General features: G+C 68.3%; 9 protein-coding genes. 8 read left to right on the top strand and 1 reads right to left on the bottom strand.

Annotated elements, in window-relative coordinates; genetic code table 11:
• The first annotated feature begins 10 nt into the window (after positions 1–10).
• From LQ938_RS07470 to pyk, 8 genes are all read left to right on the top strand, one after another.
• On the top strand, positions 11–241 hold the full coding sequence (locus LQ938_RS07470; RefSeq protein ID WP_223721240.1) for a DUF6704 family protein: 231 nt from the start codon (positions 11–13) through the stop codon (positions 239–241).
• A gap of 2 nt (positions 242–243) precedes the next feature.
• The gene (trpC, locus tag LQ938_RS07465; protein WP_223721241.1) at positions 244–1,020 is read left to right on the top strand and encodes an indole-3-glycerol phosphate synthase TrpC; all 777 of its coding nucleotides are present in this window, start codon (positions 244–246) and stop codon (positions 1,018–1,020) included.
• Positions 1,017–2,288 (top strand): tryptophan synthase subunit beta, encoded by a 1,272-nt coding sequence (gene trpB, locus LQ938_RS07460; protein WP_223721242.1) that lies wholly within the window; start codon positions 1,017–1,019, stop codon positions 2,286–2,288. The genes trpC and trpB overlap by 4 nt, the downstream gene beginning before the upstream one ends.
• The gene (gene trpA / locus LQ938_RS07455) at positions 2,285–3,073 is read left to right on the top strand and encodes a tryptophan synthase subunit alpha (RefSeq protein ID WP_223721243.1); all 789 of its coding nucleotides are present in this window, start codon (positions 2,285–2,287) and stop codon (positions 3,071–3,073) included. The genes trpB and trpA overlap by 4 nt, the downstream gene beginning before the upstream one ends.
• A gap of 314 nt (positions 3,074–3,387) precedes the next feature.
• The gene (gene lgt / locus LQ938_RS07450; RefSeq protein ID WP_223721244.1) at positions 3,388–4,407 is read left to right on the top strand and encodes a prolipoprotein diacylglyceryl transferase; all 1,020 of its coding nucleotides are present in this window, start codon (positions 3,388–3,390) and stop codon (positions 4,405–4,407) included.
• 52 nt (positions 4,408–4,459) lie between these two features.
• The gene (gene gltB / locus LQ938_RS07445; protein WP_223721245.1) at positions 4,460–9,049 is read left to right on the top strand and encodes a glutamate synthase large subunit; all 4,590 of its coding nucleotides are present in this window, start codon (positions 4,460–4,462) and stop codon (positions 9,047–9,049) included.
• A complete protein-coding gene (locus LQ938_RS07440; RefSeq protein ID WP_223721246.1) occupies positions 9,042–10,508 on the top strand; it encodes a glutamate synthase subunit beta in 1,467 nt (488 codons plus the stop codon). The genes gltB and LQ938_RS07440 overlap by 8 nt, the downstream gene beginning before the upstream one ends.
• Positions 10,509–10,553: 45 nt before the next feature.
• Positions 10,554–12,002, top strand: a complete 1,449-nt coding sequence (gene pyk, locus LQ938_RS07435) for a pyruvate kinase (protein ID WP_223721247.1) — start codon at positions 10,554–10,556, stop codon at positions 12,000–12,002.
• Positions 12,003–12,068: 66 nt separating this feature from the next.
• On the opposite strand, the gene LQ938_RS07430 is transcribed toward pyk, so the two are convergent.
• Positions 12,069–13,100: an NADPH:quinone reductase gene (locus LQ938_RS07430; protein ID WP_223721248.1), complete on the bottom strand. Its 1,032-nt coding sequence runs from the start codon at positions 13,098–13,100 to the stop codon at positions 12,069–12,071.
• Between the last annotated feature and the right edge of the window lie 48 nt (positions 13,101–13,148).

The raw sequence follows: 13,148 nt of genomic DNA, 5'->3' as shown, positions 1-13,148 counted from the left end.
AAGGAGACTCATGAGCAACCCCATCGGCGACCCGGGCCACGGACACTCCCCGGCAGCATGGACGGCGGTCATCATCATGCTCGTCGCCGTCGCTTTCGGCACCCTGTTCTTCGTGCTCGACCTGCCGGCGCTCGTGTGGGCTTCGGTGGTTCTGCTCGTGATCGGCGCCATCGTGGGTTGGATCATGTCGCGCGCCGGCTGGGGCGCCAACGGGTCGAAGTACATCGCGAAAGAGCACTGAGCGTGCTCGCCGACCTGATGGCCGGCGCGGTGGAAGATGCCGAGGCCCGCGCCGCTGTGCGTCCGATCGCCGAGGTGGAACGCGCGGCACTCGCGCAGACCCCCGCGCTCGACGCGCTGGCCGCCTTGGCCCCCGCCGACCGCGTCAAGATCATCGCCGAGGTGAAGCGCGCGAGCCCCTCACGAGGTGATCTCGCCGCCATCCCCGATCCGGCCCACCAGGCGTCGCTCTACGAGCAGGGCGGAGCGAGCGCCATCTCCGTGCTCACCGAGGGTCGCCGATTCAAGGGCAGCCTCGCCGACCTCGAGGCCGTGCGCGCGTCCGTGGCGCTGCCGGTGCTGCGCAAGGACTTCATCGCCACCCCGTATCAGGTGCTGGAGGCGCGCGCCTCGGGTGCCGACCTGGTGCTGCTGATCGTCGCGGCGCTCGAGCAACCGCTGCTGGTCGAGCTTCACGACCTGGTGCGACAGCTCGGGATGACGCCTCTCGTCGAGACGCACTCGGCCGATGAGCTCGCCCGCGCCGCCGATCTCGGGGCGCGACTCATCGGCGTGAACGCCCGCAACCTCTTCACGTTCGAACTCGACCGTGACCTGTTCGGCCGCCTGGCCGACAGCTTCCCTGCGGATGCGGTCAAGATCGCCGAGTCCGCCGTGCTGCAGCCCGCGGATGTCCGCCACTATCGCGACGCGGGCGCGGACGTCGTGCTCGTTGGCGAAGCCCTCGTCACCGGCGACCCCGTCGCCACCCTGCGATCCTTCCTGGAGGTCGGTTCATGAAACTCCGCGATGCCAAAGGTCCGTTCTTCGGTGAGTTCGGCGGCCGGTACATGCCCGAATCGCTCATCGCCGCGATCGACGAGCTGACCGAGGTCTACGAGACGGCCATGGCGGACCCCGCGTTCGCCACCGAGCTGACGGGGCTGTTGAACTCCTACGCCGGCCGACCGTCCGCGCTCACCGAGGTCGCCCGGTTCGCCGAGCACGCGGGCGGCGGACGGGTCTTCCTCAAGCGCGAAGACCTCAACCACACCGGGTCCCACAAGATCAACAACGTCATCGGGCAGGCGCTGCTCACGCAGCGCCTCGGCAAGACGCGCGTGATCGCCGAGACCGGGGCAGGACAGCACGGTGTGGCGACCGCGACCGCTGCGGCGCTCTTCGGATTCGACTGCACGATCTACATGGGCGAGGTCGACACCGAGCGTCAAGCGTTGAACGTCGCGCGGATGCGGCTCCTCGGCGCCGAGGTCATCCCGGTGACGACCGGCTCCCGCACGCTGAAGGACGCGATCAACGAGGCGTACCGCGACTGGGTGTCGAGCGTCGAGACGACGAACTACATCTTCGGCACCGCCGCAGGACCGCATCCGTTCCCGGCCATGGTGCGCGACTTCCAGAAGATCATCGGCGAAGAAACTCGCGCGCAGATGCTCGAGACGATCGGCCGGCTTCCGGATGCGGTCTTCGCGTGCGTCGGCGGCGGGTCGAACGCGATCGGCATGTTCGATGCGTTCCTCGACGACGAGGGTGTCGCGCTGTACGGCGTCGAGGCCGCCGGCGACGGCGTCGACACCCCGCGCCACGCGGCCTCCATCGAGCGCGGGCGACCGGGCATCCTGCACGGCGCGAAGACGTACGTGCTGCAAGACGAAGACGGTCAGACGGTGGAGTCCCATTCGATCTCGGCCGGGCTCGACTATCCCGGCGTCGGCCCCGAGCACGCGTGGCTCTCGTCGATCGGTCGCGCGCAGTACATTCCGGCGACCGATGACGAGGCGATGCAGGCGCTGCGCCTGCTCTCGCGCACCGAGGGGATCATCCCCGCCATCGAGTCGGCGCACGCCCTGGCGGCCGTGGTGCGACTCGGCCCCGAGCTCGGTCCGGAGTCGGTGATCGTGGTGAACCTCTCCGGTCGCGGCGACAAGGACATGGACACCGCCGCCCGCTACTTCGAGCTGTACGACGCCGAAGCCGGCGATGACGGATCACCCGTGGACGTTCCCGCGCCCACGGAGGAAGCCAAGGGCGAGGGGACGGAGCTGTGAGCTCGCGCGTCGCCGCGGCGATCGATGCCGCGAAAGCCGAAGGGCGCGGAGCGTTCGTCGGTTATCTGCCGCTCGGGTTCCCGGATCTCCGCACAAGCATCGAGGCGGCCGTCACGCTCGCGGAGAACGGAGCCGACATCCTCGAGCTCGGCCCGCCGTATTCCGATCCGGTCATGGACGGTCTCGTCATCCAAGAGGCGACCCAGCACGCGCTGGCCGGCGGCTTCCGGTTGCGCGACATCTTCCCGGCCGTGCAAGAGATCGCCTCCCGTGTCGACATCCCGGTTCTCGTCATGACGTACTGGAACCCGGTGTTCCAGTACGGTGTCGACCGATACGCGGATGAGCTCGCCGCGGCCGGCGGCGCGGGTTTGATCACCCCCGACATCACGCCGGAGGCGGCGGCCGACTGGATCGCCGCGAGCGAGCGGACGGGCCTGGACCGCGTTTTCCTCGCCGCACCGACGTCGACGGACGAACGCCTCGAGCTCGTCGCGCGAAACTCGACCGGGTTCGTCTACACGGTCTCGACGATGGGTATCACGGGGGAGCGCGCCGAGCTGGATGCGGCGGCACGGACCCTCGTGGCGCGTCTTCGCGAACACGGCGTCGAGCACGCGTGCGTCGGCATCGGAATCTCCACGGCAGATCAGGTCTCCGGCGTTCTGGACTACGCCGACGGGGCGATCGTCGGGACCGCGCTCGTCCGCGCGCTTCGTGACGGCGGGCTCGACGAGCTCGCCCGCACCGCTCGAGCTCTCGCCGACGGCACCCGCTCAGCCTGACCCGCAGCGCACAACTCCTCCAATCCCGGCCGTTCGGGTGTCAGATGGCACCGCGACGCTCGTTCTGGAGGAGTTGTCGCCGTAGACCGCACGCGATCCGCCATCGCGGGAGCGCAGCGGTCGGTCGGCAGAGCGGAGCGAACCCGCGGCGACACGACGCCCCGCACGCCACAACTCCTTCAATCCGGTACCCGCACGCCGCTGGGGGCTCCGAGCGACGGGTTCTGGAGGAGTTGTAGCGCGCTGCCAACCCCGCCTGCCTCCACGAAGCACGGCGCGCGGCGCACGTCCGACAGCCCAGTAGACTCGCCGTCGTGACTTTCTCGGCACTTTCCGTGTTCGGCAGCATCCCGAGCCCCTCGATCAGCTACTTCGAGATCGGTGCGCTGCGCATCCACTTCTATGCGCTGTGCATCATCGCCGGCATCATCGTGGCGGTGCTGCTGACGAACCGTCGGCTCAGCCGACGCGGTGCAGAGCCGTGGGTCGTCATCGATATCTGCCTGTTCGCGATCCCGATCGCGATCATCGGAGCGCGCATCTTCCACGTGCTGACCCACCCGGGGTTCTACTTCGGCGACGGCAGCAACCCGTGGGTGCTGTTCACGTTCGAGAACGGTGAGATCGCGTGGCGGACGGGCACCGTCTGGGCCATCTGGGAGGGCGGCATCGCCATCTACGGTGCGCTCATCGGTGGCGCCATCGGCGCGTTGATCGGCTGCCGCTGGACCGGGATCCGGTTCTGGACGTTCGCGGATGCGGTGGCTCCGGGCATGCTGATCGCGCAGGCGATGGGCCGATTCGGCAACTACTTCAACCAGGAGCTGTTCGGTCAGCCGACGGATGCGTGGTGGGGACTGGAGATCGATCCGGGCAACGCCGCGATCCCGGCGGGACTGCCAGACGGCACGCTTTTCCAGCCGACTTTCCTCTACGAGGTGATCTGGAATCTGCTCGGCGCCGCGGTCATCCTGTGGGCCGGAAAGCGCTTCACGCTCCAGTGGGGTCGTCTGTTCGGTCTGTACCTGATCTGGTACAGCGCAGGCCGAATCGTCTGGGAGAACATCCGGATCGACCCGAGTGAGATCTACTTCGGGCTCCGCTCGAACGTGTGGGCGGCGATCATCGGTGTGGTCATCGGACTCGTCATCGTGATCGTGCAGAAGCGCCGCCATCCGGGACTCGAGCCCTCGCCGTATCGGCCGGGTCGCGAATGGGTAGACAAGACGGCGCTACACTCGCAAGACACCGACGACTTCGTTGACGTGAGCGAACCGCCCGCAGCAGAAGTCAGCACCGAGCGCACAGCCACAAGCTCCGGACGTCTCGAATAACTCCCAGGGCCGACGTCGTCCCCGTAAAAGCAACAACATGAGGACGGTTGGTATGGCTTCGAGCCCCCGTCATCGCGCGCACGGGTCGCAGACCCTCGCCGATTTCCCCGCCAAGCAGGGGATGTACAACCCGGCGTTCGAGAAGGACGCCTGCGGTCTCGCCATGGTGGCGACGCTGCGTGGTGAAGCCGGTCACGACATCATCGACCTGGCACTCACCGCGCTCCGGAACCTGGAGCACCGCGGTGCGATCGGGTCGGATGCAGGAACCGGTGACGGCGCCGGCATTCTGACTCAGATGCCGGATGCGTTCCTCCGAGCGGTCGTCGAGTTCGACCTGCCGCCGGTGGGGGAGTACGCGGCGGGAATGGCCTTCCTCCCGCGCGATGACGACGAGCGCGCCGCGCAGAAGTCCGGGATCGAGCGGCTTGCCGCATCCGAGAACCTGGTCGTTCTCGGATGGCGCGAGGTGCCGACCGTCGAGGAGCACCTCGGCAAGCTGGCGCTCGAGGCGCGGCCCGTGTTCGAGCAGCTCTTCCTCTCGCGTCCCGCGTCGGGCGACGCCCCCGCACTGTCGGGGATCGAGCTCGACCGTCGGGTATTCCGCCTCCGCAAGCGCACCCGGAACGAACTGAACGCCTACTTCGTGTCGCTGTCGAGCCGCACGCTCGGCTACAAGGGCATGGTCACCACGCTCCAGCTCGAGCCGTTCTACCCCGACCTGCAGGACGAGCGCTTCGCGTCCGAGCTCGCGGTGGTGCACTCCCGGTACTCGACCAACACGTTCCCCTCGTGGCCGCTCGCGCAGCCGCTCCGGATGCTCGCGCACAACGGCGAGATCAACACCGTCAACGGCAACCGGAACTGGATGCGGGCGCGCCAGTCGCAGCTCGAGTCCGAGGTGCTCGGCGACATCCGTCCGCTGCTGCCGATCTGCACCGAAGGCGCGAGCGACTCCGCGTCGTTCGACGAGGTCCTGGAGCTGCTGACCCTCACCGGTCGCAGCCTGCCGCACGCCATCATGATGATGGTGCCGGAGGCGTACGAGAAGCAGCCGGACATGGATCCGAAGCTCCGCGCGTTCTACGAATACCACTCGATGCAGATGGAGCCCTGGGACGGCCCCGCCGCGCTGATCTTCACCGACGGAACGGTCGTCGGTGCGACGCTCGACCGCAACGGCCTGCGTCCCGGTCGGTGGACCGAGACCACCGACGGCCTGGTCGTCATCGGCAGCGAGACGGGTGTGCTCGACTTCCCGGCCGAGCGCATCAAGCGCCGCGGACGCCTTCGCCCGGGTCGGATGTTCCTCGTCGACACCTCGCAGCAGCGCATCGTCGGCGACGGCGAGATCAAGCAGCAGCTCGCTGAGCTCGAGCCGTGGCAGGAATGGCTGGATGCGGGGCGCGTGCGCCTCTCCGAGCTGCCCGAGCGCGAGCACATCGTGCACCCGATCGCCTCGATCACCCGTCGTCAGCGCACGTTCGGCTACACCGAGGAAGAGGTCCGCATCCTGCTGACCCCGATGGGTCAGACGGGCGCAGAGCCGCTCGGGGCGATGGGCAGCGACACCCCCGTCGCCGTCCTCAGCGACCGCCCGCGTCTGCTGTTCGACTACTTCACCCAACAGTTTGCGCAGGTGACCAACCCTCCGCTCGACTCGATCCGTGAAGAGGTCGTCACGTCGCTGTCGCTCGGACTCGGCCCCGAGCCGAACCTGCTCAGCTGGGGCGCCGATCACGCGCGCACGGTGACTCTCGATTTCCCCGTCATCGACAACGACGAACTCGCGAAGATCCAGCACATCGACACGGCGCTGCCCGGACGCACCTCGGTGACCGTTCGTGGCCTGTACCGGGCCGCCGCGGGCGCGAAGGGCATGGAGAAGCGCCTCACGCAGATGTGCGCCGAGGTCGACCGCGCGATCGAGGACGGCGCGGAGTTCATCGTGCTCAGCGACCGCGACTCCAACAAGGACCTCGCGCCGATCCCGTCTCTGCTCATGCTCGCGGCCGTGCACCACCACCTGATCCGCAAGGAGACGCGGATGAAGGTCGGGCTCGTCGTCGAGGCGGGCGACGTGCGCGAGGTTCACCACGTCGCGACGCTGATCGGCTACGGCGCATCCGCGGTGAACCCGTACCTCGCGATGGAGACCGTTGAGTACCTGGTGCGCGCCGGTTACATCACTGGGATCGCGCCGCAGAAGGCCGTCGCGAACCTCATCAAGGCGCTCGGCAAGGGCGTCCTGAAGATCATGTCGAAGATGGGCATCTCGACCGTCTCCTCCTACGCGGGCGCCCAGGTGTTCGAAGCGGTGGGGCTGTCGCAGGAGTTCATCGACGCCTACTTCACCGGCACCGAGTCGAAGCTCGGCGGCGTCGGACTCTCGGTCGTGGCCACGGAGAACGCGGCGCGCCATGCGTTCGCGTACCCCGAGGATGCGGCCGCCCGTGCCCACGAGCGGCTCTGGACCGGCGGGGAGTACCAGTGGCGTCGAGACGGCTCGCCGCACCTGTTCAACCCCGACACCGTCTTCCGGCTGCAGCACGCGACGCGGGAACGGCGCTACGACGTCTTCCGGGAGTACACGAAGCTCGTCGACGACCAGGCTCAGGAGCTCAAGACGCTCCGCGGCCTGTTCGGTCTCAAGACCGGTGTGCGTCCGCGCGTGCCGATCGATGAGGTCGAGTCCGTCGCGTCGATCGTCAAGCGTTTCTCCACCGGAGCGATGAGCTACGGCTCGATCTCGCAGGAGGCGCACGAGACGCTCGCGATCGCGATGAACAGCATCGGCGCGAAGTCGAACACGGGCGAGGGCGGAGAAGACGTCGATCGTCTGCTCGACCCGCGCCGGCGCAGCGCTATCAAGCAGGTCGCCTCCGGGCGGTTCGGCGTGACGAGCCTGTACCTGACCGAGGCCGACGACATCCAGATCAAGCTCGCCCAGGGTGCGAAGCCCGGCGAGGGCGGTCAGTTGCCCCCGCAGAAGGTGTACCCGTGGGTCGCCCGCACCCGCGGCGGCACTCCCGGTGTCGGCCTCATCTCGCCGCCCCCGCACCACGACATCTACTCGATCGAAGACCTCAAGCAGCTGATCTTCGACCTGAAGCGGGCGAACCCGTCCGCTCGGGTGCACGCGAAGCTCGTGAGCCAGTCGGGGATCGGCGCGGTCGCCGCGGGAACGGCGAAGGCTCTGGCCGACGTCATCCTCGTCTCCGGCCACGACGGCGGAACCGGGGCCAGCCCGATGAACTCGCTCAAGCACGCCGGAACGCCGTGGGAACTCGGCCTCGCCGAGACGCAGCAGACGCTCATGCTGAACGGCATGCGCGACCGTGTCGTGGTGCAGGTCGACGGCCAGCTGAAGACCGGCCGCGATGTCGTCATCGGCGCCCTGCTCGGCGCCGAGGAGTTCGGTTTCGCGACCGCTCCGCTGGTCGTCTCCGGATGCATCATGATGCGCGTGTGCCATCTCGACACCTGCCCCGTGGGTGTCGCGACGCAGAACCCGGTGCTCCGCGCCCGCTTCAACGGCAAGCCGGAGTTCGTCGTCAACTTCATGGAGTTCATCGCCGAAGAGGTTCGTGAGTACCTTTCGGAGCTGGGCTTCCGCACCCTCGACGAGGCCATCGGCCGCACCGAGTTCCTCGACGTCAACGGCGCCGTGGAGCACTGGAAGGCGAGCGGTCTCGACCTGGCTCCCGTGCTCGAGGGCCCCGCGTTCTCGGACGAGGAACCGCGTCGAAACCTGCGCGGCCAGCTGCACGAGCTCGAGGAGCACTTCGACGTCGGACTCATCGAGCGCGCGCAAGACGTCATCGCGCGCGGCGGTCACGTCCGGATCTCGCTCCCGATCCGCAACACCGAGCGAGCGGTGGGCACGATGCTCGGTCACCACGTCACGAAGGCGCACGGCCAGAACGGTCTTCCGTCCGACTCGATCGTGGTCGACCTGGTCGGCTCGGCCGGACAGTCCTTCGGCGCCTTCATGCCGGCGGGCATCACCCTGCGGCTCGAAGGCGACTCGAACGACTACGTCGGTAAGGGCCTGTCGGGCGGTCAGATCGTGGTTCGGCCGCCGCGAGGCGCGACCTTCGCCGCATCCGAGAACGTCATCGCCGGCAACGTCATCGGCTACGGCGCCACCCAGGGCACGATGTTCCTGAGCGGCTCGGTGGGCGAACGCTTCCTGGTTCGCAACTCCGGGGCGACGGCCGTCGTCGAGGGCGTGGGCGACCACGCGCTCGAGTACATGACGGGCGGCCTCGCGGTGATCCTCGGCGCGACGGGACGCAACCTCGGCGCCGGGATGTCGGGCGGCACGGCGTACATCCACCGCCTCGACGAGAACCTCGTCAACCGCGACTCGCTCGCCTCGGGTGAGCTCGAACTCGGCCCGCTCGGGTCGGGCGATGCGGAGATCCTCCGCGACCTGCTGCAGCGTCACGTCACCGAGACGGACTCCGTGCTGGCAGCGAACCTCCTCGAGAACTTCGAGGAGGAAGTGAAGAACTTCGTGCGGATCGTTCCGCGCGACTACGCAGCAGTGCTGCAGACCCGCGAACAGGCGCTGGCCGAGGGGCTCGACCCCGATGGCGACGTCGTCTGGGGCCGCATCATGGAGGTGACGGGTGGCTGACCCGAAAGGTTTTCTGAAGGTCACGGAGCGGGAGCTTCCCTCTCGCCGACCGGTTCCGGTTCGCATCATGGACTGGAAAGAGGTGTACGAGCCGGGCGATTCCGCCGTGCTCCGCCGTCAGGCGGGTCGCTGCATGGACTGCGGTGTGCCGTTCTGCCACAAGGGCTGCCCGCTGGGCAACCTGATTCCGGAGTGGAACGACCTGACCTGGCGCGGGGAGGGCCGTGCGGCCATCGAGCGCCTGCACGCGACCAACAACTTCCCCGAGTTCACGGGCCGGCTGTGCCCGGCGCCGTGCGAGAGCTCGTGCGTGCTGGGCATCAACCAGCCGCCGGTCACGATCAAGCAGGTCGAGGTCTCGATCATCGACGATGCGTTCGCACACGGGTGGGTCGAGCCGGAGCCGCCGGAGCGTCTGACCGGAAAGACCGTTGCCGTCGTCGGTTCGGGTCCCGCGGGTCTGGCCGCCGCACAGCAGCTGACGCGCGCGGGGCACACGGTTGCCGTCTTCGAGCGCGACGACCGCATCGGCGGACTTCTGCGCTACGGCATCCCGGACTTCAAGATGGAGAAGAAGCACCTCGAGTCGCGCCTGCGGCAGATGCAAGACGAGGGCACCCGTTTCCGCGCCGGAGTCGAGATCGGCCGTGACATCAGCTGGTCCGACCTGCGCACGCGCTACGACGCGGTCGTCATCGCGACCGGCTCGACCGTGCCGCGCGACCTCGCCATCCCCGGCCGGGATCTGGCGGGCGTGCACTACGCGATGGAGTACCTCGTCGAGTCCAACCACGCGGTGGCCGGCGACCAGGTGCACAACCAGATCTCCGCCGAAGGCAAGCACGTCGTCGTCATCGGCGGCGGCGACACCGGCGCGGACTGCATCGGAACGGCGCACCGGCAGGGCGCCCTCAGCGTCACGAACCTCGCCATCGGAAAGCAGCCGCCGGCGGAGCGCGCCGAGAACCAGCCGTGGCCGACGACGCCGACCCTGTTCGAGATCTCCTCTGCGCACGAAGAGGGCGGCGAGCGGATGTTCCTCGCTTCCACGGTCGAGTTCCTTGCGAACGAGGTCGGCGAGGTGCGCTCGCTGCGCGTCGCGGAGACCGAGTACATCGACGGACGCCGCGTACCCAAGAGCGGCACCGAGCGGGAGATCCCGGCGGACCTCGTGCTCATCGCGCTCGGCTTCACGGGCCCGGAGCGCACCGAGCTGGAGACGCAGCTGGGCACGCAGTTCACGAACCGGGGCAACGTCGAACGCGCGAAGGACTACCAGGCCACCACGCCCGGCGTGTTCGTCGCCGGCGACGCGGGTCGCGGACAGTCCCTCATCGTGTGGGCGATCGCGGAAGGCCGCGCGGCGGCAGCATCCGTGGACCGTTACCTCATGGGAGACACCGCTCTGCCCTCGCCCGTTCAACCGGACGATGTCGCCATCGGGCTGCAGCGCGCGTAGGCTGAACGCGTTCCCCCACCCAATGAACCGGAGCACAACACACCGATGAGACGCGCGAAAATCGTCGCAACCCTCGGCCCGGCAACATCGTCCTACGAGATGGTCCGCGCGATCATCGACGCAGGTGTAGACGTTGCCCGCCTCAACCTTTCCCACGGGGATTACTCCGTGCACGACGCGAACTTCGCGAACGTGCGTCGGGCCGCGGATGACGCGGGCCGGGCGGTCGCCGTCCTCGTCGACCTCCAGGGTCCGAAGATCCGTCTCGGCAAGTTCGCCGAAGGACCTCACTTCCTCGCTGTCGGCGACATCTTCAAGATCACGGTCGAAGACATCCTCGGCACGAAGGAGATCGTCTCGACGACCTTCAAGGGCCTGCCTCAGGACGTGAAGCCGGGTGACTTCCTCCTGATCGACGACGGCAAGGTGCGCGTCGAGGTCGTCGAGACCGATGGTGTCGTCGTCACCACGAAGGTGATCGTCGCCGGCCCCGTCTCGAACAACAAGGGCATCAACCTGCCCGGCGTCGCGGTCAACGTGCCGGCCCTGTCCGACAAGGACGAGGCCGACCTTCGCTGGGGCCTCCGCGCCGGCGCCGACGTGATCGCCCTCTCCTTCGTGCGCAGCGCAGAGGACGTGGATCGTGTTCACGAGATCATGGCCGAGGAAGGCCTGCGCATCCCGGTCATCGCCAAGATCGAGAAGCCGCAGGCCGTCGACAACCTCGAAGAGATCATCGACGCGTTCGATGGCATCATGGTCGCCCGCGGCGACCTCGGTGTCGAGCTTCCGCTGGAGGCCGTGCCGATCGTGCAGAAGCGTGCGGTCGAGCTCTGCCGCCGGATGGCGAAGCCCGTCATCGTCGCCACCCAGATGCTCGAGTCGATGATCGACAACCCGGTGCCCACGCGCGCTGAGACGTCCGACGTCGCGAACGCCGTGCTCGACGGTGCGGATGCGGTCATGCTCTCGGGCGAGACCAGCGTCGGCAAGTACCCGGTGGGTGTCGTCGAGACGATGGCGCGCATCGTGGCCTCGACCGAGGAGCACGGTCTCGACCGCATCCTGCCGCTCAACACGAAGCCCCGCACCCAGGGCGGCGCGATCACGCTCGCCGCGATGGAGGTCGCGGAGTTCGTCGAGGCGAAGTGGCTCTGTATCTTCACCGAGTCCGGTGACACCGCGCGGCGCATGTCGCGTCTGCGCCCGCACATCCCGATGATGGCGTTCACGCCCGACCCGGCGATTCGTCGTCGGATGGCGCTGACGTGGGGCATCCGTTCGTCTCTCGTCGAGCACGTGCCGCACACCGACCGGATGTTCATGCAGGTCGATGATTTCTTCCTCTCGCACGGCCTGGCCGTCGAGGGCGACAAGGTCGTCGTGATCTCCGGTTCCCCTCCCGGAATCGCGGGTTCGACCAACGACATCCGCATCCACCGGATCGGCGACGCCGTCAACGGCCTCGCGCCCATCTACAAGTCGGGCGAGTAGCAGCCGGCAGGTGCTTGAAGAGGAGGGGTCCCGAGTCGGGGCCCCTCCTCTTCGTGGTGGAGGCGACTACTCCGGCACGTCTGCGGAAACGCGGATCAGTACTTTGCCGATCTCACCCTGCGCGACGGCATCGTGTGCCGCAGCGGTGTCGTCCAGATCGAACCATGTGAGCGGAAGTCCGGACGCGGCGCCGACCGGCAGCGCACCGTCGTCGAGAGCCGCGGTGATGTCCTGTGCGGCGGCGTCGAGGGCGGGTTCGCCGACGGTGTAGAGCAGGAGTCCCTGCCAACGGATGTTCTTCGCGAAGCTCGCGACGATCGGCGCCGTGAAGTCGTTCCCGTTGTTGTTGGCGTAATACGCGACGCTGGCGTGGTTGGCCGCGACCTCGACATCGAGAGCGGCGTTGACGGCCGGGGCGACCTCGACGATGTGGTCGACGCCGTTCGGGGCGAGGTCCCGGATGCGGGTCGACAGCTGCTCGTCCGGGTACTGAAGGACGTGATGGGCGCCGGCGGCGCGGGCGAGAGCGGCTTTCGCCTCGCTGCTCACCGTGGCGATCACGGTGGCACCGGCCCAGACCGCAAGCTGGATCGCCGCGTGACCGACGGCGCCCGCGCCTCCCTGCACGAGCACGACACGCCCGTCGAGCGCGCCGGGGGAGAGGCGGACGGGTCCGAACTCGTGAACCGTCAGCGCACGGTGCGCGGTCATCGCCGGCACTCCGAGGCTCGCTCCGACGTCGAAGCCGGTGCCGTCCGGCAAGCGGACGACGTGACGGGCCGGCAGCACCGTCCGTTCCTGGGCGGTTCCGGTGGGTCGCTGGTGAGCGGCGAGGTACACCCACACGCGATCGCCGACGGCGACGTGCGTGACATCGCCTCCGACCGCGTCGACGACGCCCGCGCCGTCCTGATTCGGGACGATCTCGGCGAAGTCGGGAGCAGCACCGTTGCCGGCGCGCGCCTTCCAGTCGGTCGGGTTCACGCCCGAGACGGCGACGCGCACGCGGACCTCACCCGGACCGGGCGTCGCCGGCTCCCGCTCGACAATGGAAAGGACCGAAGAGGCACCGGTGCGGGAGTAGACGATTGCTCTCATACCCCGATGCAAGCGCGGGAGCACCGGGATCATTCCGCGCGGAGCGAC

It is taken from the genome of Microbacterium sp. cx-55 (genome assembly GCF_021117345.1).
In the GTDB taxonomy this organism is placed as follows: domain Bacteria; phylum Actinomycetota; class Actinomycetes; order Actinomycetales; family Microbacteriaceae; genus Microbacterium.
This window is presented reverse-complemented; position numbering and strand designations above follow the sequence as displayed.

Coding starts and splice junctions, on each gene's coding strand:
- LQ938_RS07470 (WP_223721240.1), top strand. CDS start 11: ATGAGCAACCCCATCGGCGACCCGGGCCACGGACACTCCCCGGCAGCA.
- trpB (WP_223721242.1), top strand. CDS start 1,017: ATGAAACTCCGCGATGCCAAAGGTCCGTTCTTCGGTGAGTTCGGCGGC.
- gltB (WP_223721245.1), top strand. CDS start 4,460: ATGGCTTCGAGCCCCCGTCATCGCGCGCACGGGTCGCAGACCCTCGCC.
- pyk (WP_223721247.1), top strand. CDS start 10,554: ATGAGACGCGCGAAAATCGTCGCAACCCTCGGCCCGGCAACATCGTCC.
- LQ938_RS07430 (WP_223721248.1), bottom strand. CDS start 13,100: ATGAGAGCAATCGTCTACTCCCGCACCGGTGCCTCTTCGGTCCTTTCC.